This is a genomic window from Bradyrhizobium sp. Rc3b (genome assembly GCF_900114915.1).
Classification (GTDB): Bacteria; Pseudomonadota; Alphaproteobacteria; order Rhizobiales; family Xanthobacteraceae; genus Bradyrhizobium.
Window position 1 is genome coordinate 256669 of the sequence record NZ_FOUS01000008.1, and the last position, 22500, is coordinate 279168.

The window sequence follows — 22500 nt, forward strand, 5'->3', positions numbered from 1 at the left end:
TCCTCATTTCGCCCCCTGTGACGCAGGCGACGGCTTCCCGGCAGAGTCGGCGCGACTGCTTTGATCGGCATGTTTCACCGATGTGGAATACATCGGCATCAGCACGCGGAAGGTGGTCTTGCGCGGCTGAGATTCGCATTCGATGATGCCCCCGTGATCGCCGACGATCTTGGCGACCAGCGCAAGGCCCAGGCCCGAGCCGGTCTGCTTGGTGGTCACGAAGGGATCGAACAGGTTGGGCAGAAGATCGTCCGGCACGCCTGGTCCGTTGTCCTTCACGCAGAATTCGAGCGGCAAGGATACCCGGGATTTTTGACCGGGGACTGACAGGCGCACGCCGGGGCGGAACGCGGTGGTGAGCTGGATCTCGGCGTCAGGGATGTCGATCAGGGCTTCTGCGGCGTTCTTCACGAGATTGAGGAACACCTGGATCAACTGGTCCTGGTTCGCCAGCACCGGCGGCAGCGAGGGATCGTAATCCTCGATGAAGCGGATGTTGCGGGCAAAGCCGGACTGCGCCAGCCGCTTGACGTGGTCGAGCACCGAATGGATGTTGACGGGGCCGCGCAATACGGGGCGCTCGTCGCCGAACACCTCCATGCGGTCGACCAGCGTCACGATGCGGTCGGCCTCGTCGCAGATCAGGCGCGTCAGCATGCGGTCCTCGGACGAGGCCTGCTGCTCGAGAAGCTGCGCCGCGCCGCGGATGCCGGAAAGCGGATTCTTGATCTCGTGCGCCAGCATCGCGGCCAGCGCGATCACCGAGCGCGCCGCGCTGCGATGGGTGAGCTGGCGGTCCATCTTGTCGGCGATGGAGCGCTCCTGCAGCATCACCACGATATGGCCGGGCCGCTCGGTCAGCGGCGCGACATGCAGATCGACCTGCCGGTCGCCGCCCATGCGCGGCGTGCCCAGATCGACCTTGTATTCGTTGACCGGCGAATTCGACGAGCGCACCTGGTCGATCAGCGCCAGCAAGGGGCTGCCGAACGGCACCAGCTCTTTCAGCGACTGCCGCTTCAGGAACTGCGTCGAGATGTCGAAGAAGGCCTCGGTCGCGATATTGGCGGCGACGATCTTGCCGTCCGGCCCGATCATGAGCACGGGATTGGGTAAGGCATCCAGGATCGCGTCGCTGTCGGACGGCCGGCGATGTTCAGCGGCGGAGCTCATGCAGCAGCGCTCCATCCGAAGTCGTCGAAGGCATCCTGCAGCGACTGGTGGACGAGGCGCGGATCTTCCGCGGTGAGGATCTTCTGGCGCCAGGATTTCAGCTTTTCGGCCGGCGCGCGGCTTACCTCGGCTGCGACATCGAGCGCCCAGCCCAGATGCTTGCGGGCATGCCTGAGGCCGATGCGCAGACCGTAGAGCGCGCAGACACCCTCATAGAGCGTGCGGACATAATGCAGCTGCGTTTCCAGCGAGGGCCCAGCCTCCTCAGCCCCGCCCTGCAGGCGGCGGCCGATCTGACCGGGCAGCCAGGGCTGGCCCTGCGCGCCGCGGCCGATCATCACGGCGTCGGCGCCGGAGGCTTCGAGCGCCGCGAGCGCTTTCTCGTAGGAAGTGATGTCGCCGTTGACGACGAGCGGAAGGCAGGTGGCCTCGCGCACGGCGCGGATCGCATCCCAATCGGCCTCGCCCTTGTAGAACTGGCTGCGGGTGCGGCCATGCACCGTGACGAGCTTGACGCCGGCGGCTTCCGCGCGCCGCGCCAGTTCCGGCGCGTTGCGGCTGCGGTCGTCCCAGCCCAGCCGCATCTTCAGCGTCACCGGCACCTTCACCGCCGCGATGGTCGCATCGATCAGGCTGACGGCATGGTCGAGGTCGCGCATCAAGGCCGAGCCGGACTGACCGCCGGTGACGTGGCGGGCCGGACAGCCCATGTTGATGTCGATGATATCGGCGCCCTCGGCTTCCGCGATCCGGGCGCCCTCCGCCATCCAATGCGTCTCGCAGCCGGCGAGCTGGACCACGTGCGGGCCGATGCCGGTGGCTTCGCAACGCAACCGGGACATCCGGTGGCCGCTCGCGAGCTCATCGCTGGCGGTCATTTCGGACACGACGAGACCGGCGCCAAGCTCGGCGGCCAACCGGCGGACGGGCGAGTCAGTCACCCCCGACATCGGTGCCAGGAAGACCGGGGTGGCGACATCAATATCGCCTATTTTCAACGGCTTAGAGCCGGATACTGCCGAACCGGTCACGGGGTTCTCGTTGACTGGGCAGGGCCTCATCGCGCCTGCCATGACCTATCTTGCGCACAATTCTTGTGCAGTCAAGCGTCATGCCTACAGTTTAGACAATTCTGCAAATCTTTCAAGTGCAGTGCAGCAAATTGCTGTTTCCAACAATCCGGGGAAACCCCCTTTTTTTGCGGGCCTGCCGTGCTAGAGGCATGCGGCAATCACCCCACTCCCGACTCTCCATCACCAACTGAGTATTCGAGTCCTATGGCGAAATCACAACGCACCGCAGTCGTCCTCGTGGCAGCCGGGCGTGGACTGCGTGCGGGCGCCGGTGGGCCGAAGCAATATCGCGAGATCGGCGGCGTGCCCGTAATCTACCGCGCCATGGAAGCCTTCAGCCGCCACGCCGACGTGTTTGCGGTGCAGCCGGTGGTGAACCCTGATGACAGCGCCATCTTCACGGCCGCGGTCGCCGGGCTCGAGCACGAGCCGCCGACCAATGGCGGTGCGACCCGGCAGGCCTCGGTGCTTGCCGGCCTCGAGGCGCTGGTCAAGCACGAGCCCGACATCGTGCTGATCCACGACGCCGCCCGCCCATTCGTCTCGGAAGGATTGATCTCGCGCGCGATCGAGGCGGCGAGCCGCACCGGCGCTGCCATCCCCGCCGTTCCCGTCACCGACACCATCAAGCTGACCGGCGATGGCGGCAATGTCGAGGGCACGCCGGACCGTGCGCGGCTGCGAATCGCGCAGACGCCGCAATCCTTTCGTTTCGACGTCATCCTCGAAGCGCATCGTCGCGCCGCGAAGGATGGCCGCAGCGATTTCACCGACGATGCCGCGATTGCCGAATGGGCGGGATTGACGGTTGCAACCTTTGAAGGCGATGTTGCCAATATGAAGCTCACCACTCCCGAGGATTTCGTGCGCGAGGAAGCGCGCCTGGCGGCCCAGCTCGGCGATATCAGGACCGGCACGGGCTACGACGTGCACGCCTTCGGTGAGGGCGACCATCTCATGCTCTGCGGCGTGCGCGTGCCGCACACCAAGGGTTTTCTCGCTCATTCCGACGGCGACGTCGGCCTGCATGCGCTGGTCGATGCCATCCTCGGCGCGCTCGCCGACGGCGACATCGGTTCGCACTTTCCGCCGAGCGATGCCAAGTGGAAGGGCGCCTCCTCCGACCAGTTCCTGAAATACGCCATCGAGCGCGTCACCCAGCGCGGCGGCCGCGTTGCCAATCTCGAGGTCACCATGATCTGCGAGCGGCCGAAGATCGGCCCGCTGCGCGACACCATGCGTGCGCGCATCGCCGAGATTTCCGGCGTCGACGTCTCGCGCGTCGCGGTGAAGGCGACCACCAGCGAGCGGCTCGGCTTCACCGGCCGCGAGGAAGGCATCGCGGCGACCGCGAGCGCCACCATCCGTCTTCCCTGGAGCGTCTAGGTCATGGGCGGCAGCGACGCACGCGCCCTCTCCCGCTCGCTGCTCGACCTGTGCCGGATGCGCAAGCTGACGATCGCGACGGCTGAATCCTGCACCGGCGGCCTCGTCGCCGGCGCGCTGACCGACATCCCCGGCTCTTCCGACGTGATCGATCGCGGCTTCGTCACCTATTCCAACGACGCCAAGCGCGCGATGCTCGGCGTCGAAGCCGGCACGCTCACGAACTTCGGTGCCGTCAGCAAGGAGACCGCGACCGCGATGGCGGTCGGCGCGCTGGAGCGTGCCGGCGTCGATCTCGCCGTCGCCATCACCGGCATTGCCGGCCCCGGCGGCGCGACGCCCGGCAAGCCGGTCGGTCTCGTGCATTTCGCCGCCGCCGCGCGCGACGGGCGCATCATCCACCGCGAGCACCGCTTCGGCGCGATCGGCCGCACCGCGGTGCGCGCCCGCTCGGTGGTCGAGGCGCTGCGCATGCTGATGGATCTGGCCCGCGGCCCGCAGCCCCAGGCCAAGCCGCGCCGTCCCGCTGCAAGCCGCCTGCGCCCGCGTGTGACGCGCTCGCCGCGCCGGCATGTGGCCAAACGACGGACGCCGCGGTCGCCGCGGGGCTGAGCACCCCGCTCACGTCTTCCGGGCAATCACGCGGATCGCGGCCAGATTGGCGCGATGCTGCTCGAACACCCGCCGCATCGCCAGCACCCGGCGCCGCGCCGCACGATCCAGCAACAGATTCCTGGCGAGCCGCAAGGCGCCGACGAGGCCCTCGTCCTGCACCAGGCGCCGCGGCCGCAACAGATGCATCGGCGCGAATTCGACTGCCTCGATCTGAAAGCCGACGCTCTCCAGCAGCCCTCTCCATCCGTCGCCGGACAACGGACGCGCGCCGACATGGATAGCGCCGGAGAGCGCGCGATCGATCTCCTGCCTTTGGCCGAACGGCATATTGTCCGGCGTCACGGCGAGCTCGTGGATGCCGTAACGTCCGCCGGGGCGAAGCAGCCGGAACGCTTCCGCCGCGATGCGGCGCTTCTGCTCCTGGGTCTGCATGCTCAGCATCGCCTCGCCGATCACGACCGACGCCGAACCTGCCGGCAAGGTCGTCCGATCGGCCGTGCCGACGATGACCGAGACGTTCCGCCTCGCCGGCAGCTGCTGCCTCGTCCACGCCGCCGCCTGCGCATCGCGCTCGACGCCGACATAGGTTCGCGGGCCTCGCGCCAGGATCAGGCGCGCGGTAACGCCGAGCCCAGGCGCAAACTCGACGACATCGTCTTCGGCGCCGATCACCAGCCCGTGCAGCAGCGCGCGCGTCAGGCCAAGTCCGCCGGGACGCAGCACGCGCTTGCCGAGCCGGGCCAGCAGCCAATGGCCCGGCATCTTCGCCACGTCGAGATCGCCTCCGGGCAGCTCGACCGGTGGCATCGTGTGGTCTGCAATCATGGGAGTCTCCTTCAAGTTAGAACCGCGCCCGGATGCCGCCGTAATAGCCGCGTCCGTCGCCGGGGATGAACGCGGCCTGGTCCGGCCGCGCCTGATCGACGATCAGGGTCGATGCGGCATAGTTCGCGTCGAACAGATTGGTGACCTCGCCGAACACCGAGAAGCGCTCGCTGATCCGGTATTCGGTGCGCAGATCGGCGACCACGAACGGATCGGCAAACAGCGTGTTCATGTTGTCGACCGGCATGTGGCCGGGGCTCCAGCGCACCACGCCTTCGAGCTTCCAGGCGTCGGTCGCCTGATATTGCAGGACCGCGTTGACGAGATGCGGCGGCGCGCCGGCGAGCCGGTTGTTGCCGCGCAGCGGATCGTTGTCGAAGCGGAAGTCCTGGTAGGTGTAGGCGACGCGGCCGGTCAGCCGCTGCGCGATCCTGACGCCGAGGCCGAGCTCGACGCCGAGATGCGTGGTGCGGTCGGCATTGAACGCTGCCATCAACGCGCCGGTGGAGTCGCGCAGGCTGAGCAGCTCGTCGTCGACCCAGGAATAGTAGCTGACCGCGTCCCACGACAGGATGCCGGCGCGGCCGCGCCAGCCGCCCTCAACGGTAGTGGCGGTCTGGGCCTTCAGATTGGGCGTCGCGAACGCTGCTGCGACGAGCCCCGGATTGCCCGGCGTCGGCCGCCCCGGGCTGCTGTTCGGCGTCCCGTTGATCGTCGCGAGCAAATCGTCATGTGACGGCGGCTCGAAGCTGCGGCTGACCGCGGCAAAGACGGTCTGGCCGGGCACGGGCCGGAAGGTCACGCCGAGGCTGGGGCTCCACGCCGAATAGCTGCGCGCATAGATCGAGCTCTGCGTCGGCACTGCGCCGTTCGGCAGCAGCATGGTCGGATTTGCCGGATTGTAGGCAATCGTCGGCCGCGTCGCGCTCCGGTAGACGTCGTCATTGTCGCGCGTGGCGTAGCCATAGGCGATCGCCGGCGACACGGTGATCCGGTCCCAGATCGGTAGATTGAGGCCGCTATGCAGCGCCAGCGTCGTCGCATCGAGTCGGCTCTCGCCGAACTTGGCGCCGGTCTGCCCGGCCTGGTTGATGAAATTCTCCCGATCCGCCGATCCCACCGAATATTGCGCGGTCGTTTCCACGAGCGGCAACGCCGCCGCGCTGTCGGGCTTGTAGGCGTAGCGGAACACGCCGGTCGCATCGTCACCCCGCGTGGCGCGGACGCCTGAGGAGATCGGAAAGCGGAACATGTCGTCGGTGTGGGTATAGCCGAGCGCCACGTCGAACAGATGCGCATCGAACGTCGCGGTGGTTCGCGATCCCGCCACGAACTGCTCGGCCTCGCGGCGCGGCCTGTCGCGCACCACGTTGGGCCCCGGATTGATCGAGGTCGACGGCGGGATGAAGGTCGGCCCGGCAAACACCTGCCGCGGATTGGCCTGCATCGCGCTCTTGGTCAGCGGTCCCGCCACATCGAAGCCGAGATCGGTGTAGCCGATGAAGAAGCGCGTGCTGACATTCTCGGACAGCACGGCGCCGACATTGGCATCGAAACTGCTGCGCTCGGAGCTGTTGTAGTCGCGAAAGCCGTCACGACGGCTGAAATCGGCCTGCACCAGCGCGTCCACATTGTCTTTCCTGCCGCCGGTCTGCGCGCTGGCATTGATCTGCCCGAAGCTTCCGCTGCTGATTGCGGCCTGCGTTCCCGGCGAGGACGATCCCGTCGGCGACACGAAGTTCAGCGCGCCGCCGAGCACGGTGGCGCCGAGGCGGTTGGCCATGTAGCCGCGATAGACCTCGATGGCCTCAGCCTGCTGCGGATTGGCGAAGCCGACGATGTAGGAGCCGTCGGCGCGATTGATGGGCAAGCCGTTCTGCAGCACCAGCAGCCCGCGCTCGACCGGATTCTGCTGCAGGCCGGAGCCGCGGATCTGGATGCGCGGCTGGTCGTTGCCGCCGAAAAAATTCTGCACCACGACACCGGGAACACCGCTGAGGGCACGGGACACGGTCGGATTGCCGGTGGGCGAGAGATCCTCGTGCCGGACCAGCGCGACGCCGCCTGCGAGCGCTTCGAAGCGCTCCTGCACCGATGCAGCCGGGGCAGCATGCCCCGCAACCTCGTCGCCGGAATTGTCACCGCTGCGAGATTGCGGCTTGGCGGCGCCGCGCCGCGCCGCGACCCGCTCGCGAGATGCCGCCGGGGGCTTCGCCGCGCTCTTCGGCGCCTCCACCACGACAGGATCGAGCTGGACTGACGCGCCTGGCGCCGCCGATTGCGCCAGGCAAGCCTCCCCGGCGAGGGCCGGCAGCAGCAAGCCGGACGCTGTCCAGGACAACAGCACCGCATCCTTCGTTCTCCATGCGCGCCGCGAGCGCCCTCGCCCCAACGACGGATTCTTCATCTTGCTTCCCAAGTCCAGCCCCCACTCTCCACGCGGCGATGTGGTACGCCGTCGCGATCACGCGCGAACCTCGCCGCGCGCGGTCGGGATCTGGTTGCGCTGGAGCAAACAGCGCTCAGCTTGGAATTAGTTTCGTTCCAACTCGCTTCGGCTGAGGCGGCTATGCCGCCGCCAGCAGCGCGCTCGCATGATCGAGCACCCGCTGCCTGACCGCATCAGCATCCGACGGATTCACCCTTGCGCTGACCGTCAATTCCACGACGGGCGCCGCGGGATCTGCGGCGATCACCTTCGACACATTGACCGACGGTGCGCCGCCCTTGGCGATGCGGGGATCGTCGCGCAGCTGTTTCAGGATCTGGTCTGCCAGCGCGTTGGCCGATCCGGCCCTGACCGGAAACGCAACCTTGACCTCGCCCGTGCCGGGATAGGCGCTGCGGTTGATAATGGCCGCGCCCCACACCTGCCCGTTAGGCAACAGGATCTGCGTGTTGTCGGGCGCGACCAGCTCGGTCATGAACAGCGACAGCGACTTTACCTTGCCCGCCTTGCCGGCGACCTCGACGTCGTTACCGATGTGAAACGGCCGGAACAACAGCAGCATCACGCCGGCGGCGAGATTGGAGAGCGTGCCCTGAAGTGCCAGACCAATGGCGAGCGATGTCGCGCCCAGCACGGCAACGAGGCTCGCGGTCTGAATGCCGAACAGCTGAAGCACGGCGATGCCGACCACCGCCAGCACGCCGTAACGTGCGAGGCTGCCCACGAACAAAGTCACGAGCGGGTCGACGCGGTGCGTGACGCTCAACAGGCGCGTGACGAACCGCTGCATGGCGCCCGACAGGTACCAGCCGATCGCGAGCAGCAGGATCGCGTAAATCGCGTTCAAGCCATACAGGACGAGCGAGGCTTTCAACGTGTCGAAATTGATGGTCATGGCGGCTCCAACCCGGACAATCCGTTGCAAACTCACTGCGGCACGAATTGATCCCGAAGGGAACACCGTCCCGTAGGGCGGATTAGCGAAGCGTAATCCGCCGCGTCTCTCGTCGCGGTACCAGAATGGCGGATTACGCCTTCGGCTAATCCGCCCTACGGCGTACAATGTCTTGCGTTGCCCGACGGGCAAAACACGCTAGCCGTAGGGCAAGGCGCGTGGGCGAAAATATTCGCCTTTACAGAATTTCGGCTTTGTCGCATTGTCTCGCCACCTCACCCCGGTCAGAGGGGCGTATCGCGATCGTCACGAAACGTGGGGTGAGCTGCGGTGGACGTTCGTCACATCGGCGCGAGAGGCATTGCAGGGCGGGCAACCGTGAGCAACAGCCTATCGCGCACACGACCGGTGTGATTTGCGTACGGCAAAACCGTGTCGTCCTGACGCCCGGGGTCTGTGCGTCAAGTCTTGTGGTGATGTGTGGTGCCCGACCGGGTGCGCACGTCAGTCATCTGCAAGGCGACGGGGGCAATAGTGCATCGCTCCCCGGGGAGAGCTCGGCATAAGCCGTCAAACCACTGCGCAGGGAAGGCCGGGTTGTCCTGGCTACACCTGTATGCCGCTGTGCAGCTTCTTGTCACGCAGGATTCGCACAGTGGACCGCGGGTGCCAGCCGGCACCCGGCCTTCCCTGCGCCCTCTGACATCTGAGGGCGACATGACCAATGCAGGACTCGGGCAGGAACTGTCGCGAGACCGCAGCGTTATGCTCAGTTTTCGAAAAATGCACGCAAGTTTGTCCAATTCGATCGGAATCGCGGATGCAGACGGCGCGACCAAACGTCATCACGCGTCTCCGATCTTGCGCGAGAAAATATTGGCGCAATAATGCCGCTCTACGTTGTGAGCCGGAATCAACCGGACCAGCATTTGGAGGGCGACGAAATTGTTCGCTCGCGCCGCGGCTTCAGTCGCCGTAACCATCACCTTGGCCACCATTGATGGTGCGGCCGCACAAACGGCCAACCAGCCTCCAGACACGATGGCGGCGCGGGTCGAGGCTTGCACGCCCTGTCACGGCAACAAGGGCGAAGGCACCAGCGACGTCTATTTCCCGCGGCTTGCCGGCAAGCCCGCCGGCTATCTCTACAATCAGCTGCTCGCCTTCCGCAGCGGCCGCCGCAAATATCCGCCCATGAACTATCTGCTGGAGTTTCTGCCCGATCCGTATCTGGAGGCAATGGCGGAATATTTCGCCGGCGAACATCCGCCGCTACCGCAGCCGGCGCCGAGCGAGGTCAGCAAGGACGTGCTGGCGCAGGGCGAGCTGCTCGCCACCAGCGGCGATGCCAGCCGCAACATTCCGGCCTGCGTGAGCTGCCATGGCCCGGGACTCGCAGGCATGCAACCCGGCATCCCCGGCCTGCTTGGCCTGCGCGCCAATTACATCAGCGCCCAGCTCGGCGCCTGGCGCTACGGCACCCGCACGGCGAAATCGCCAGACTGCATGCAGCAAGTCGCAGGCCATCTGACCGAGGCGGACGTCACCGCGGTCGCGGCCTGGCTCGCGACACGAGCGGCGCCCACGAACCCGGCCCCCGTGCCGAAAGGCACCTACGCGCTGCCTTTCGGCTGCGGCAGCCAGCCCAACTGACGAGGCGGATGATGGGCTCGAAACTGTCGACCGCACTGTTATCGATCCAGCTCCTTGCCCTCGCCGCGCTCGCCACGGCCGCGCAGGCGCAGGACAAGAGCAGCGACATCATCGCCCGCGGTGAATATCTCGCCCGTGCCGGCGATTGCACGGCGTGCCACACCGCGCCGGAAGGCCGCCTGTTCGCCGGCGGCCGCGCCATGCCGACGCCGTTCGGCACGCTCTACACCTCCAACATCACGCCGGACCCGGATACCGGGATCGGCAAATGGAGCGCCGACGACTTCTACAAGACCATGCACAGCGGCCGTTTCCCGGACGGCGGGTTGATCTATCCTGCCATGCCGTTCGCGTCCTACACCAAGGTGACGCGCGCCGACAGCGACGCGATCTTCGCGTATTTGCGCTCGATCGCGCCGGTGAGCCAGAAGAACAAGCCGCACGAATTGCGCTTTCCCTACGACAACCGGCAGCTCATCCTGGGATGGCGCACGCTGTTCTTCAGCGAAGGGGAGTTCAAGCCCGATCCGAAGAAATCGGCGGAATGGAATCGCGGCGCCTATCTCGTCGAAGGCCTCGGCCATTGCGGCATGTGCCATTCGCCGATCAATGCGCTCGGCGGCACCTCGCAATCGGATGCCTTCAAGGGCGGCCTGATCCCGATGCAGAACTGGTACGCGCCCTCGCTGACGTCCAATCGCGAGGCCGGCCTCGGCGACTGGAGCATCAAGGACATCACCGACCTGCTCCAGACCGGCGTCTCCATGCGCGGCGTGGTCTACGGCCCGATGGCCGAGGTCGTGCACAACAGCCTGCAATATCTCAATGACGAGGACACCCGCGCGATGGCGGTGTACCTCAAGGGCATTGCGGAGCCCTCGCCTCCGCCGCCGGCAAGCTCGACGCTGCCGACCACCGAAAGCAGCCTGCTGATCAGCCTCGGCAAGACCGTCTACGACAAGCAATGCGCGAGCTGTCACGGCACGCAGGGCGAAGGCAAGCCGCCGCACTGGCCGCCGCTCGCCAACAACCAGTCGATCGAGATGCAGTCCGCGGTCAACCCAATCCGCATGGTGCTCAATGGCGGCTATCCGCCAGGCACCAAGGGCAACCCGATGCCCTACGGCATGCCGCCGTTCGCGGGCCTGTTGTCCGACAACGAGATCGCCGCCGTCGTCTCCTACATCCGCACCGCCTGGGGCAATCGCGGCACGCCGGTCTCGGCGCGCGAGGCCAACGAGCTGCGCTCCGCACCGCTGAACTGAGAATCACATGATCAACTCCGACCCGCCGACCAGCCCCGCGAGCGCCGACCAGGCCGTCGAGGAGGTCGTCGCGCAAGGCCCGTCCGGCGCGATCGTACTCGCCGGCATCGCCACCGCCTGCGTGGTCGCGATGTGGCTCGCCTTCTATCTGTTCGTCTTCCTGCCCCGCGGATCGCTGCAATGAGCGCAGAGGAAACTCATCACAACAGCGCCGAGGTCGCCGCCCGCGTCGAGCGGCGCTGGGCCACCATCGCCGTGATCATCATCGTGATGATGGCGCTGCTGGCGGCATTCGCCGGCATCCATCGCGCGACCATGCCGCAGCCGCGCGTCGAGATCACCGATCCCTCGCGCCTGCATCTGTCCGGCGAATTCGTCGAGAGCAATCTCGGCAGCGTGCTGGAGGCCAACGGCAATGTCACCGTGCGCGCAATCGGCCAGCAATATTCCTTCACGCCAGCCTGCATCGTGGTGCCCGCGGATACGCCGATCACGCTGCGGGCCACCAGCGCCGACGTCGTCCACGGCATCCTGATCCAGGGCACCAACGTCAACACCATGCTGGTGCCGGGCTACATCTCCGAGCAGCTGATGCGCTTCGCGAAGACCGGCGACTATCTGATGCCCTGCCAGGAGTTCTGCAGCTTTGGCCATGAGGGCATGTGGGGCAAGGTCAAGGTGATCGACAAGACCGAATTCGCCGATCGCGCGAAGGGTGGCGGGAGGCTGAGCTGTGTTGGTCAATAGGAAGCTCATCCTCGCCCATTTCTGGCTGGCCTTCGCCGTATTCGGCATCGCGCTCACGCTCGGCGCCTGGCAGATGTTCATCCGCAGCCCGATCGGCACCTGGCTCTCCAACCCCGAGCTCTATTACCGCTCGCTGACCGCCCACGGCACGGTGATGGGCTACGTCTTCCCGACCCTGGTGGCGATGGCCTTCGGCTACGCCATCAGCGAGTCCGCGCTGCAGCAGCGCCTGGTCGGTGTGCGCTGGGCCTGGGCCGGATTCTGGTTGATCGTCGCCGGCAGCGTCATGGCGGTGATCCCGATCGCGCTCGGCCGCGCCTCGGTGCTCTACACCTTCTATCCGCCGCTGATCGGCAACGTCTTCTATTATCTCGGCGTCGTCCTGGTCGTGGTCGGCTCCTGGATCTGGGTCGCGCTGATGTCGGTCAATCTGCGCGTCTGGCGCAAGGCCAATCCCGGCGCGCCAGTGCCGCTCGCCATGTTCGCCAATGTCGCGGGCTCCTACCTCTGGGCCTGGACCGCGGTCGGAGCCGCGCTCGAGCTGCTGCTGCAGATCATTCCGGTTGCGGCAGGCCTCAAGGCCACCATCGATGCCGGCCTCGCCCGCGTCTTCTTCTCCTGGACGCTGCACGCCATCGTCTATTTCTGGCTGATGCCGACCTACATCGCCTATTACACCATCGTGCCGCGCGCGATCGGCGGCCGCGTCTATTCCGACTCGATGGCGCGGATCTCCTTCATCCTGTTCCTGGTGGTGGCGATGCCGATCGGCATGCACCACACCTTTGGCGATCCACAAGTCGGCGCCGGCTTCAAGTTCATCCATTCAGCCTTCACCGCACTGGTCGCGCTGCCGACGCTGCTGACCGTGTTCACGATCTGCGCCTCGGTCGAGATCGCGGCGCGGCTGCGCGGCGGCCGCGGCATGTTCGGCTGGATCGGGGCCCTGCCCTGGGACAACCCGATGATGCTGGCGCTGGCGTTCTCCTTCGTCATGCTCGGCTTCGGCGGCGCCGGCGGCCTCATCAACATGAGCTATCAGCTCGATGCCTCGATCCACAACACGCAGTGGATCACCGGCCATTTCCACCTGATCTTCGGCGGCGCCATCGTCATCATGTATTTTGCGATTGCCTATGATCTGTGGCCGCATCTGACCGGCCGGGAGCTGATCGATCTTCGTCTGATGCGCACCCAGCTCTGGCTGTGGTTCATCGGCATGATCGTGACGACCTTCCCGTGGCACTGGGTCGGCATTTTGGGCATGCCGCGCCGCATGGCCTATTTCGATTTCGGCGATCCCGCGATCGCGCCGCAGGCGCTCTCCGTCACCCTCTCGGCGATCGGCGGCTTCATCCTGCTGGCCTCGGGCATCATGTTCATCGTCATCCTCGCGCGCGGCATGCGCGCGCCGCAGGCCGACGCCGGGCCCTATCGCTTCGCGCTGGCCGTGCACCAGCCGACAACCGTGCCGGTCGCGCTCAACACCCACGCGCTGTGGGTGGCGCTGATGATCGGCCTCACGCTGACGAATTACGGCTATCCGATCCTGAATCTGGCGCTGAGTTCGGGCACCTCGGTGCCGGCCGTCTATGTGGGGGCGCAGTGATGAGCACGCGCGACCTCTTCACCTTCCGCAACAGCCATTTCAGGACTGGCGTCGGCATCACCGCCGCGATCTTCGTCGTCACCGCGATTGCCGGCTTCATCGTGCTGCCGTTCGCGCAGCCCTGGGTTCAGTTCGCCAATATCTGGGACGCGATCTGCAGTGCCGCCGGCGTACCGCAGCGTGCGGCCGGCGTCACGGCGCCCGAACAGGCAAAACGCCTGTCCGGGGTCGTGCTGACCTCGAACACGTTGTCACGTCCGAGCCAGGAGGCGATCGGCCGCGGCGCGACGCTGGCGCAGCGCTGCGCGATCTGTCACGGCCCGACCGGCGTCAGCCGCGCGGACTCACCCAATCTCGCCGGCCAGTATGCGGCCGTGATCTACAAGGAGCTGCACGATTTCCGCTCGGGTGCGCGCACCAATGCCGTGATGTCGCCGTTTGCGGTCAACCTGACAGACCAGGAGATCGCCGATCTCTCGAACTATTACGCCTATCTGCCGCGGCTTCCGGCCTATCACCCTACGCCACAACTGCCGAAACCCAACATCGTCATCTACGGCGCGCCGATGCGCGGGATCGCGCCCTGCGGCTCCTGCCATGGCAGCCTCGACAACAAGACCGGCAGCCCGTGGCTGGAGGGACAGTCCGAGGCCTACATGAAGGCCCAGCTCCACGCCTTCGCCTCCGGTGAACGGCGCAACGACATCAGCCAGCAGATGCGCAACATCGCCCGCGCAATGACGCCGCAGGAGATCGAGCAGGCCGCGGCGTATTACGCCTCGCAGCCGCCTGATGTGGTGAAGGCGGTGGATTGAAGTCGATTCTCGTAGCCCGGATGGAGCGAAGCGCAATCCGGGACGGTGCTTCGACGCGCGAACTGCCCCGGATTACGCTTCGCTCCATCCGGGCTACAGGCGATCGACACCTACGACGGCGCCAGCTTCCGCCCGTAGATCGCATCGGCCCGTTTCTCGAACGCGGTCGAGAAGCGCGCGAAGGCGGCGTCGAACATCGAGCCCATCAGCAGCGCCAGCATGCGGCTCTTGAATTCGTAGGACAGGAAGAACCCGACGTCGCAGACGCCCTCGCCTTTGGGCTCGAACGTCCAGCGATTTTCCAGGTTGCTGAAAGGACCTTGCAGATATTCGACCAGGATCTTCAGATTGGCGCGGTCGAGGCTCACGCGGCTGGTGAAGGATTCCTTGACCAGCTTGAACGACACCGTCATGTCGGCGACCAGCACCTCGGTGCCATCAGGCTTGGCCATGCGCTGGCGCACCTTCAGTGCGCTGCAGAGCGGCACGAATTCCGGGTAGCGCTCGACGTCGGCGACCAGATCGAACATCTCGGTGGCGCTGTGATTGACACGGCGCTTGCTCGAAAATTTGGGCATGGCGGTTCAGCGGGCCGTCGCGGCCCGCGCGGCCTTCAGTCTCGCAAAGTCCTCGCCGGCATGATGCGACGAGCGGGTGAGCGGGCTCGCCGACACCATCAGGAAGCCCTTGGTGTAGGCGACCTTCTCGTAAGAGGCGAACTCGTCCGGCGGCACGTAGCGCATCACCGCGTGGTGCTTGCGGGTCGGCTGTAAATACTGGCCGATGGTCAGGAAATCGACCTCGGCCGAGCGAAGGTCGTCCATCACCTGCTGCACCTCGTGGCGCTCCTCGCCGAGGCCGACCATGATGCCGGACTTGGTGAAGATGGTGGGATCGAGCTCCTTGACCCGCTGCAACAGCCGGATCGAATGGAAGTAGCGCGCGCCCGGCCGCACCGTGAGATAGCGCGACGGCACGGTCTCGAGATTGTGGTTGAAGACGTCGGGCTTGGCGGCAACCACCACCTCGAGCGCCCCCTCCTTGCGCAGGAAGTCCGGCGTCAGGATCTCGATCGTGGTCGTGGGGCACGCGGCGCGGATCGCGCGGATGGTCTGGGCGAAGTGCTCGGCGCCGCCGTCAGCGAGATCGTCGCGATCCACGGAGGTGATGACGACATGGGCAAGGCCGAGCTTTGCGGTCGCCTCGGCGACATTCTCAGGCTCGGCCGCATCCAGCGCATTCGGCAGGCCGGTCTTGACGTTGCAGAACGCGCAGGCTCGGGTGCAGGTGTCACCCATGATCATGAAGGTGGCGTGCTTTTTGTCCCAGCACTCGCCGATGTTCGGGCAGCCGGCCTCCTCGCACACCGTGTGCAGGCCGTTGGACCGCACGATGTTGCGGGTGTCGGCGTAGCCACGGGTGTTGGGCGCGCGCACGCGGATCCAGTCCGGCTTCGGCGGCGAAGCGGAGTCAGGACGATTCACCTTTTCGGGGTGGCGCGGGCGCAGCGGGTTCGTGATGGTATCGACAATAACGACCATGGGATGTCCGGTCTGTTCAGGTCCTACCTAGTCGGTCTCGCCCCGCATCGCAACCCGGCTCGCGCCGCTTCAGGGAACATGGCAGATATGGGCAATATCCTGCTCTGTTCTCAGGCGATTCTCACCTCGAATGGCTCCAGTATTGAAGACTTCCACCCCGCGGCTCGGCAAGCTGCTCAAGCGCGGCTTTTTCGACCGTGACGTCCGCGAGGTCGCCCGGGACCTGATTGGCGCGACCATGCTGGTCGACGGCGTCGGCGGCGTCATCGTCGAGGTCGAGGCCTATCATCATACCGAGCCGGCGGCTCACTCCTACAACGGGCCGACGCCGCGGAACCAGATGATGTTCGGCCCGCCGGGCTTTGCCTATGTCTATCGCTCCTACGGCATCCACTGGTGCGTGAACTTCGTCTGCGAGGAGGAAGGCTCGGCGAGCGCCGTGCTGATCCGCGCGCTGGAGCCGACGCACGGGATCGCCGCGATGCGCCGCCGCCGTCATCTCCAGGATGTGCACGCGCTGTGCTCGGGCCCCGGCAAGCTGACCGAGGCGCTCGGCATCACCATTGCGCACAACACGCTGCCGCTGGACCGGCCGCCGATCGCGCTGCATGCGCGGACGGACGATGTCGAGGTGGTGACCGGCATCCGGATCGGCATCACCAAGGCCGTCGAGCTGCCCTGGCGCTATGGCGTCAGGGGCTCGAAGTTTCTGAGCAAGCCGTTCCCGAAGTAGTCGTCGTTCCGGGGCGCGGCGAAGACGCGAACTACGGTGCGCAATTGCGGACCGGAGAACCTCGAGATTCCGGATTCGATGCTGCGCATCGCTCCGGAATGACGATGAAGTCACGAGGCCTGCTTCAGCCGCTCCAGCGCCTCGAGCAGCTTGGCCTTGCGCGCCAGCGCGGCCTCGCGCTTTTCGCGCTCCTCCTCGACGACCTCCTCGGCCGCGTTGGCGACGAACTTTTCGTTCGCGAGCTTGGACTCGGCGCGTTTGATATCGGCGTCGGCCTTGCCGATCTCCTTGTCGAGACGCGTGCGCTCGGCAGCGACGTCGATCACGCCCTTCAGCGGCAGCGCGGCCACTTCGCCACGGATGAGGAGCTGAACCGCGCCATCAGGCGCGCGGTCAGCGAAGGAGATGTCCGACAGCCGCGCCATACGCTTGATGACGTCGGTCCAGCGCGGCGCCCGCTCCCGGGTTTCGGCGGAAGCCCCGACCAGCACCAGTGCCGTCAGCGTTGCCGGCGGAATGTTCATCTCGGCACGCACCGAACGGATCTGCGTGATTAGATCGATGACCCAGCCGATCTCGGCCTCGGCCTTGGGATCGGTGAAGTCGGCGTGGTCGAAGATCGGCAGCACCCAGGCCGGCGAGACGAGTGGATCGGTCGTCCCCGTCGTGGCGGCGAGCATCGCCAGCTGCTCCGGCGTCGGCTCAGCCGGCTTCAGCGGCCATGGCGCCAATGCGAGCAGACCGTCGCGCTTGGCCGTCACTTCCCACAGCTCCTCGGTGATGAAGGGCATGAAGGGGTGCAGCAGCTTCAGGATCTCATCGCGCGCCCAGGCGACCATGGCGCGGGTTTCGTCCTTGGCCGGGCTGTCCGGGCCGAGCAGCACGGGTTTTGCGAGTTCGACATACCAGTCGCAATAGACGTTCCAGACGAAGCGGTAGATGCTCCCAGCCGCATCGTTGAAGCGATAGGCTTCGATGGCCTCGGTCACCTCGCGCGTGGTGTGCGCGCTCTCATGCGCGATCCAGCGGTTCAGCGTCTCCTTGGCCTTCGCCGGCTCGAAACCCTCGGGCACCGCGCAATGGTTCATCTCGGCGAAGCGGGACGCATTCCAGAGCTTGGTCGCGAAATTGCGGTAGCCCTCGACGCGGCTGGTGGCGAGCTTGATGTCGCGGCCCTGCGCGGCCATCGCAGCCAGCGTGAAGCGCAGCGCGTCCGCGCCGTATTCGTCGATCAGGTTGAGCGGATCGATGACATTGCCCTTCGACTTCGACATCTTGGCGCCCTTCTCGTCGCGGACGAGGGCGTGGATGTAGATCGTCGAGAACGGCACCTCCTTCATGAAGTGCATGCCCATCATCATCATGCGGGCGACCCAGAAGAAGATGATGTCGAAGCCGGTCACCAGCGCATTGGTCGGGTAATAGCGCTGCACCTCGGGGGCATCCTCGGGCCAGCCGAGCGTCGAGAACGGCCACAGCGCCGAGGAGAACCAGGTGTCGAGCACGTCCTCGTCGCGGGTGATGAAGCCTTCGCGCTTGATGCGGTCGAGCGCCATCTCGCGGCCCTGCTCGGCCGTGATGACCTCCTGCTCGACGTAATAGCCGAGCGCGTGGCTGACGGCCTCCTCCTCGGTCTCGGCGACGAACACCTTGCCATCGGGGCCGTACCAGGCCGGGATCTGATGGCCCCACCAAAGCTGGCGCGAGATGCACCAGGGCTGGATGTTATCCATCCACTCGAAATAGGTCTTTTCCCAGTTTTTCGGCACGAACGACGTCTCGCCCGACCGCACCGCCGCGATCGCGGGCTTTGCCAGCGTCTTGGCGTCGACATACCACTGGTCGGTGAGGTACGGCTCGATCACGCTGTTGGAGCGATCGCCGTGCGGCACCATGTGGGTGTGCGGCTCGATCCGCTCGACGAAGCCGAACGATTCAAGCCGCTCGACGATGCGCTTGCGCGCAGCGAAGCGGTCGACCTTGTGGAATTCCTCGGCGAATTGCGAGGCGCCTTCCGGCAGGTCGCGCAGATAGTCCTCGTTGTCGACGAGATCGAGGCAACCTTCCCTGTCGATCACGCTGATGCGGCGCAGGCCGTGGCGATTGCCGACCTCGAAATCGTTGAAGTCGTGCGCCGGTGTCACCTTGACCGCGCCAGAGCCCTTCTCGGGATCGGAATAATCGTCGGCGACGATCGCGATCTTGCGGCCGACCAGCGGCAGGATCACGTTTTTGCCGACCAGCTTCTGATAGCGCTCGTCCTCGGGATGCACGGCAACGCCGGTATCGCCGAGCATGGTCTCGGGGCGCGTGGTGGCGACGACGATGAAGCTCGAGGGATCCTCAGGATTGAACGTCTTGCCCTCGATCGGATAGCGCAGATACCAGAGGTGGCCCTTCACCTCGGTCTGCTGCACCTCGAGATCGGAGATCGCGGTCAGCAACTTGGTGTCCCAGTTCACCAGCCGCTTGTCCTTGTAGATCAGGCCGTCGCGATGCAGCTCGACGAACACCTTGATGACGGCCTTCGACAGGCCCTCGTCCATGGTGAAGCGTTCGCGCGACCAGTCGCAGGAGGCGCCGAGCCGCTTGAGCTGGTTGATGATGGTGTCGCCGCTCTCGGCCTTCCACTGCCAGACCCGCTCCAGAAACTTCTCGCGGCCCATCTCGCGGCGGCCGGGCTGCTGGCGCTCCATCAGCTGCCGCTCGACCACCATCTGGGTGGCGATGCCGGCATGGTCTGTGCCGGGCTGCCACAGCACGTCGCGGCCGCGCATCCGCTCAAACCGGCACAGGATGTCCTGCAGCGTGTTGTTGAGGGCGTGGCCCATGTGCAGCGAGCCCGTCACGTTCGGCGGCGGGATCACGATGGTAAAGGGAACGGCGTCGCGGCGGTCGGGGCGGCCGGCCTTGAAGGCAAGGCTGTCCTCCCACACGACGGACATGCGGGCTTCGATATCGGCGGGCTGGTAATTTTTCTCGATCATGGGGCTGTTAGAAAGCCGCGTGTGCGGGTCAAGTCAACGGGAAGCTCAGCGGCAAAGGGCTTTCCTGCCCGGTCCGCAGACCGAATATGCCGCAGGAGCAGGGCTTTATCGGGGCCGCAGGGCCGTATCAGCGCCCGCCGCGCGAGACCCGCTCGATTTCGGCCTTCACGATGCGTTCAACGAGGCCCGGCAAATTGTCGTCGAGCCAGGATTTCAGCATCGGACGCAGCATCTCCTTGACCAGATCCTCCAGCGTCCGCGCGTTGCTGCTGAGCACCGTATGAGCCAGGGAGTTGAAGGCGGATTCGACCGCTGAGACGGTGGACTGCGCGAGCATGGGTTGCTGCGGCGGCAGCGGCGGGGCATCGAAGTCCACCGGCGCGTAGGACGGCGCCGGCGTCGGGCGCGGCGGCGGCGATTCGGCGAATTCGAGATCGTCACGCGGCTCGACCTTGCGAAAGCTCGGCGGCGGCAGAGGCGGCGTCGGATCCATCGCCATCTCGTCGGTCAATTCGAGCACGTCGGGCTCAGGCTCGGGCTCCGGCTCAGGCTCGCGGACCTCCGGCGCGGTTGTGGCCGTATCCAGCCCCGCCAACAGCGCGTCGATGTCGTCCTGGCTGTTCGGTGATGCCTCCGCCGCAGGCGGTGGGGCCGCTGCCGGCTTTGCGGCCGGAGGTGGCGCAGGTTTTTCAGCGGCAGGCTTGGCAGGGGCAACCTTGGAGGGCGGAATGTCGTTCATCGCCTGCGGCTTGGGTGCGGGCGCAGCAGGAGCTGGCGCGGGCTTTGCGGCCTCTGCCGGCGGCGGCTTGGCCTCATCGTCGGCAATGATGCGCCGGATCGAGGCCAGAATCTCCTCCATCGAGGGTTCTGTGACCTTTGCAGGCTGCGTCATCTCCGACTCCACATCATCAACGCCCTCGCATGCGTTGTTTTACACCAAGCACGACAGGATTGGCCGGTTCCGGATGGGCGGCCCGACATTTTCGTCGCGGCAGCCCGACTTGTCCCCAGATCACGGCTCAACGTGCAGCGGTGCGCCCCTGCCCCCGGCACTCAAGCTTTACGCACACGGCATCACTGCGAGGCGAATCGACCCGCATCGTCTTGGCAAGGCTATGTCAGGGATTTTGATGATTGCAAGCAAAGCGCCGGTCGGCCTCGGCAATTCATGAGGCCGACCGGGCGAGTACGGGAATCAGCGCCCGTCAGGCGTACGCACGCCGGCCCAGCTATCGCGGACCTGATGGTAGTGAACGCTGGGATCGTAAACCGTGGTCGCAAGGCCGAGAACCTGCGGCGCCAGACGGCCGACGGCGGCGAGGACGTTATAGGATGCAACAACCCGGTCGTGCTGCGCAGTCACCAGCGCGACGCGCGCATTGACCAGCGCCTGCTGCGCGTTGAGGACGTCGAGGGTCGTGCGCTGACCGGCCTTGGCCTCTTCGCGCACGCCATTCAGCGCGATCTCGGACGCCGTCACCTGCGCCTGCGCGGACTGCACCTGCGCCTTGCCGGCCTGCAGCGAACCCCACCACTGCACGACGGTCGCGCGGGTCTGATCCCGCGTGTTTTCGAGGTTGAGACGTTGCTGCGCCAGGTTTTCCTTGGATTGCCGGATCAGCGAATATTCGCTACCGCCCTGATAGATCGGCACCGAGACCTGCGCGATCGCGGAAGCGCTGAGCGAGCGGTACTGAATCAAAGATTGTTCGTAGGCCTGGGTCACCCCCGCCTGCAGGGTGACCGTGGGCAGCAGAGCGCCCTCGGCAACCTTGACCTGCAAGAAATTGACGTCGATGCCGAACATCGCGGCGGTGACGTTCGGATGCTCGACGAGGCCGAGCTCGACCGCGGCAGCGAGCGTCGCGGGCAGGAAACGATCCACCGGCGAGCCGGGTGCCAGATTCGTCGGCTCGTTGCCGATGATGCGGCGGAAGTTCGCGCGCGTCGTGGTGAGATTTGCTTCCGCGGTCAGGGCCTGCGTCCTGCCAGCCGCCAGCTGTGCTTCCGATTGCGCAACGTCGGTGCGCGTCACTTCGCCGACGTTGAAGCGGTCACGAGTCTGCTTGAGCGTCTGCTCGAGCACCCGCACGTTGCTGCGCTGGACTTCGAGCGTCGCCGAGTCGCGCAGATAATCCATGTAGGTCGTGGCGGCCAGGAGCAATATGCTCTGATCGAGGCTGCGCAGCGCTTCGCGGGAGCCGGAAACCTGACTCTCCGCGGCGCGCGTCCTGTTGGCGGTCTGGTTACCGTTGTAGAGCGTCTGGGTGGCAGTCAGTCCCACGCTTCGGGGATAACCTTTACCGTTAATTGGATCGCTGTTGGAGGCGCTTTTGAAGTCCGAGTACTGAATGCCCCCGCTCGCCGTCAGCGAAACCTTCGGGCGATATCCCGAGAGCGCCTGCGGCACGTTTTCGTCAGTCGAGCGCACCTGGGCGCGCTGTGCGTTGAGCTGTGGATTGTTCTGATAGGCGCGCACCAGCGCGGACTCTATCGTGTCCGCCAAGGCAGGCGTCGGCCCGGCAAGCGCGAGCAGCAGGACCGAAACCGCAGCTCCGGTGAAGAGCTTCACCCCATGCATCCCAAAAATTCCGTTCATTCTAACGCCCGGCTCGTGCCCGCGAGCTGGGTTACCGTCTACGAGTGGAGTCGTTGCCCCGCCGCAACATAAGACGCGGTCAAGCGCGACGGAACTACCTGAGGGTAGTTCTCGGTGGAAACTCTTCACGTGCAG

19 protein-coding genes are annotated in these 22500 nt (G+C 65.8%); 9 read left to right on the plus strand and 10 right to left on the minus strand.

Annotated features, from left to right (window positions below):
- Window positions 1–3: 3 nt before the first annotated feature.
- Both BM190_RS20495 and dusB read right to left on the minus strand, forming a co-directional pair.
- Window positions 4–1173 carry a two-component system sensor histidine kinase NtrB gene (locus BM190_RS20495; protein WP_092258633.1) on the minus strand — a complete coding sequence of 390 codons (1170 nt, stop codon included), beginning with the start codon at window positions 1171–1173 and terminating at the stop codon, window positions 4–6.
- Window positions 1170–2171, minus strand: a complete 1002-nt coding sequence (gene dusB, locus BM190_RS20500) for a tRNA dihydrouridine synthase DusB (protein WP_092258252.1) — start codon at window positions 2169–2171, stop codon at window positions 1170–1172. Before dusB ends, BM190_RS20495 begins: the two co-directional genes overlap by 4 nt.
- A 279-nt stretch (window positions 2172–2450) precedes the next feature.
- Here dusB and BM190_RS20505 point away from each other — a divergent pair, with 279 nt between their 5' ends.
- Both BM190_RS20505 and BM190_RS20510 read left to right on the plus strand, forming a co-directional pair.
- A complete protein-coding gene (locus BM190_RS20505) occupies window positions 2451–3632 on the plus strand; it encodes a bifunctional 2-C-methyl-D-erythritol 4-phosphate cytidylyltransferase/2-C-methyl-D-erythritol 2,4-cyclodiphosphate synthase (RefSeq protein WP_018320433.1) in 1182 nt (393 codons plus the stop codon).
- A gap of 3 nt (window positions 3633–3635) precedes the next feature.
- Window positions 3636–4244 carry a CinA family protein gene (locus BM190_RS20510; protein ID WP_092258255.1) on the plus strand — a complete coding sequence of 203 codons (609 nt, stop codon included), beginning with the start codon at window positions 3636–3638 and terminating at the stop codon, window positions 4242–4244.
- Window positions 4245–4253: 9 nt separating this feature from the next.
- Here BM190_RS20510 and BM190_RS20515 read toward each other — a convergent pair whose 3' ends face one another.
- The 3 genes from BM190_RS20515 to BM190_RS20525 form a co-directional block, all read right to left on the minus strand.
- On the minus strand, window positions 4254–5072 hold the full coding sequence (locus BM190_RS20515) for a class I SAM-dependent methyltransferase (RefSeq protein ID WP_244550684.1): 819 nt from the start codon (window positions 5070–5072) through the stop codon (window positions 4254–4256).
- Between the two features lie 16 nt (window positions 5073–5088).
- On the minus strand, window positions 5089–7419 hold the full coding sequence (locus tag BM190_RS20520) for a TonB-dependent receptor family protein (protein ID WP_244550690.1): 2331 nt from the start codon (window positions 7417–7419) through the stop codon (window positions 5089–5091).
- A gap of 220 nt (window positions 7420–7639) precedes the next feature.
- Entirely contained in the window at window positions 7640–8416 is a 777-nt protein-coding gene (locus BM190_RS20525) for a mechanosensitive ion channel family protein (protein WP_092258263.1), read from the minus strand.
- Window positions 8417–9361: 945 nt separating this feature from the next.
- Between BM190_RS20525 and BM190_RS20540 the strand changes: the two genes are divergently transcribed.
- From BM190_RS20540 to BM190_RS20560, 6 genes are read left to right on the plus strand one after another with little or no spacing between them, the layout of a single operon-like run.
- The gene (locus tag BM190_RS20540; protein WP_092258266.1) at window positions 9362–10069 is read left to right on the plus strand and encodes a c-type cytochrome; all 708 of its coding nucleotides are present in this window, start codon (window positions 9362–9364) and stop codon (window positions 10067–10069) included.
- 8 nt (window positions 10070–10077) lie between these two features.
- Entirely contained in the window at window positions 10078–11334 is a 1257-nt protein-coding gene (locus BM190_RS20545; protein ID WP_092258269.1) for a cytochrome c, read from the plus strand.
- A gap of 7 nt (window positions 11335–11341) precedes the next feature.
- Window positions 11342–11518, plus strand: a complete 177-nt coding sequence (locus BM190_RS40550; protein ID WP_018320427.1) for a hypothetical protein — start codon at window positions 11342–11344, stop codon at window positions 11516–11518.
- Window positions 11515–12081, plus strand: a complete 567-nt coding sequence (locus BM190_RS20550; RefSeq protein WP_092258272.1) for a cupredoxin domain-containing protein — start codon at window positions 11515–11517, stop codon at window positions 12079–12081. Before BM190_RS40550 ends, BM190_RS20550 begins: the two co-directional genes overlap by 4 nt.
- Window positions 12068–13690, plus strand: coding sequence for a b(o/a)3-type cytochrome-c oxidase subunit 1 (locus BM190_RS20555; protein WP_092258276.1), 1623 nt, complete (start codon window positions 12068–12070; stop codon window positions 13688–13690). The genes BM190_RS20550 and BM190_RS20555 overlap by 14 nt, the downstream gene beginning before the upstream one ends.
- Window positions 13690–14505 carry a c-type cytochrome gene (locus tag BM190_RS20560; protein ID WP_177237181.1) on the plus strand — a complete coding sequence of 272 codons (816 nt, stop codon included), beginning with the start codon at window positions 13690–13692 and terminating at the stop codon, window positions 14503–14505. The genes BM190_RS20555 and BM190_RS20560 overlap by 1 nt, the downstream gene beginning before the upstream one ends.
- Window positions 14506–14615: 110 nt before the next feature.
- On the opposite strand, the gene BM190_RS20565 is transcribed toward BM190_RS20560, so the two are convergent.
- A complete protein-coding gene (locus BM190_RS20565) occupies window positions 14616–15083 on the minus strand; it encodes a type II toxin-antitoxin system RatA family toxin (RefSeq protein WP_092258282.1) in 468 nt (155 codons plus the stop codon).
- A 6-nt stretch (window positions 15084–15089) separates the two neighbouring features.
- Window positions 15090–16046 carry a lipoyl synthase gene (lipA, locus tag BM190_RS20570; protein WP_092258286.1) on the minus strand — a complete coding sequence of 319 codons (957 nt, stop codon included), beginning with the start codon at window positions 16044–16046 and terminating at the stop codon, window positions 15090–15092.
- 130 nt (window positions 16047–16176) lie between these two features.
- On the opposite strand from lipA, the gene BM190_RS20575 reads away from it, so the two are divergent.
- On the plus strand, window positions 16177–16779 hold the full coding sequence (locus tag BM190_RS20575; RefSeq protein ID WP_092258289.1) for a DNA-3-methyladenine glycosylase: 603 nt from the start codon (window positions 16177–16179) through the stop codon (window positions 16777–16779).
- Window positions 16780–16889: 110 nt separating this feature from the next.
- On the opposite strand, the gene BM190_RS20580 is transcribed toward BM190_RS20575, so the two are convergent.
- The 3 genes from BM190_RS20580 to BM190_RS20590 all read right to left on the minus strand — a co-directional run bounded on the left by BM190_RS20580 (window position 16890) and on the right by BM190_RS20590 (window position 22347).
- Entirely contained in the window at window positions 16890–19766 is a 2877-nt protein-coding gene (locus BM190_RS20580) for a valine--tRNA ligase (RefSeq protein WP_092258293.1), read from the minus strand.
- Between the two features lie 127 nt (window positions 19767–19893).
- The gene (locus BM190_RS20585; protein ID WP_177237182.1) at window positions 19894–20658 is read right to left on the minus strand and encodes a PopZ family protein; all 765 of its coding nucleotides are present in this window, start codon (window positions 20656–20658) and stop codon (window positions 19894–19896) included.
- Between the two features lie 303 nt (window positions 20659–20961).
- Window positions 20962–22347 (minus strand): TolC family outer membrane protein, encoded by a 1386-nt coding sequence (locus tag BM190_RS20590; protein ID WP_018320418.1) that lies wholly within the window; start codon window positions 22345–22347, stop codon window positions 20962–20964.
- Window positions 22348–22500 lie beyond the last annotated feature (153 nt).

Bases quoted from the DNA above. Each gene is read 5' to 3' on its own strand.
- BM190_RS20495 (WP_092258633.1), bottom strand. From the start codon at position 1,173: ATGAGCTCCGCCGCTGAACATCGCCGGCCGTCCGACAGCGACGCGATC.
- BM190_RS20505 (WP_018320433.1), top strand. From the start codon at position 2,451: ATGGCGAAATCACAACGCACCGCAGTCGTCCTCGTGGCAGCCGGGCGT.
- BM190_RS20510 (WP_092258255.1), top strand. From the start codon at position 3,636: ATGGGCGGCAGCGACGCACGCGCCCTCTCCCGCTCGCTGCTCGACCTG.
- BM190_RS20515 (WP_244550684.1), bottom strand. From the start codon at position 5,072: ATGATTGCAGACCACACGATGCCACCGGTCGAGCTGCCCGGAGGCGAT.
- BM190_RS20525 (WP_092258263.1), bottom strand. From the start codon at position 8,416: ATGACCATCAATTTCGACACGTTGAAAGCCTCGCTCGTCCTGTATGGC.
- BM190_RS20545 (WP_092258269.1), top strand. From the start codon at position 10,078: ATGATGGGCTCGAAACTGTCGACCGCACTGTTATCGATCCAGCTCCTT.
- BM190_RS40550 (WP_018320427.1), top strand. From the start codon at position 11,342: ATGATCAACTCCGACCCGCCGACCAGCCCCGCGAGCGCCGACCAGGCC.
- BM190_RS20550 (WP_092258272.1), top strand. From the start codon at position 11,515: ATGAGCGCAGAGGAAACTCATCACAACAGCGCCGAGGTCGCCGCCCGC.
- BM190_RS20560 (WP_177237181.1), top strand. From the start codon at position 13,690: ATGAGCACGCGCGACCTCTTCACCTTCCGCAACAGCCATTTCAGGACT.
- BM190_RS20565 (WP_092258282.1), bottom strand. From the start codon at position 15,083: ATGCCCAAATTTTCGAGCAAGCGCCGTGTCAATCACAGCGCCACCGAG.
- lipA (WP_092258286.1), bottom strand. From the start codon at position 16,046: ATGGTCGTTATTGTCGATACCATCACGAACCCGCTGCGCCCGCGCCAC.
- BM190_RS20575 (WP_092258289.1), top strand. From the start codon at position 16,177: ATGGCTCCAGTATTGAAGACTTCCACCCCGCGGCTCGGCAAGCTGCTC.
- BM190_RS20580 (WP_092258293.1), bottom strand. From the start codon at position 19,766: ATGATCGAGAAAAATTACCAGCCCGCCGATATCGAAGCCCGCATGTCC.
- BM190_RS20585 (WP_177237182.1), bottom strand. From the start codon at position 20,658: ATGACGCAGCCTGCAAAGGTCACAGAACCCTCGATGGAGGAGATTCTG.
- BM190_RS20590 (WP_018320418.1), bottom strand. From the start codon at position 22,347: ATGCATGGGGTGAAGCTCTTCACCGGAGCTGCGGTTTCGGTCCTGCTG.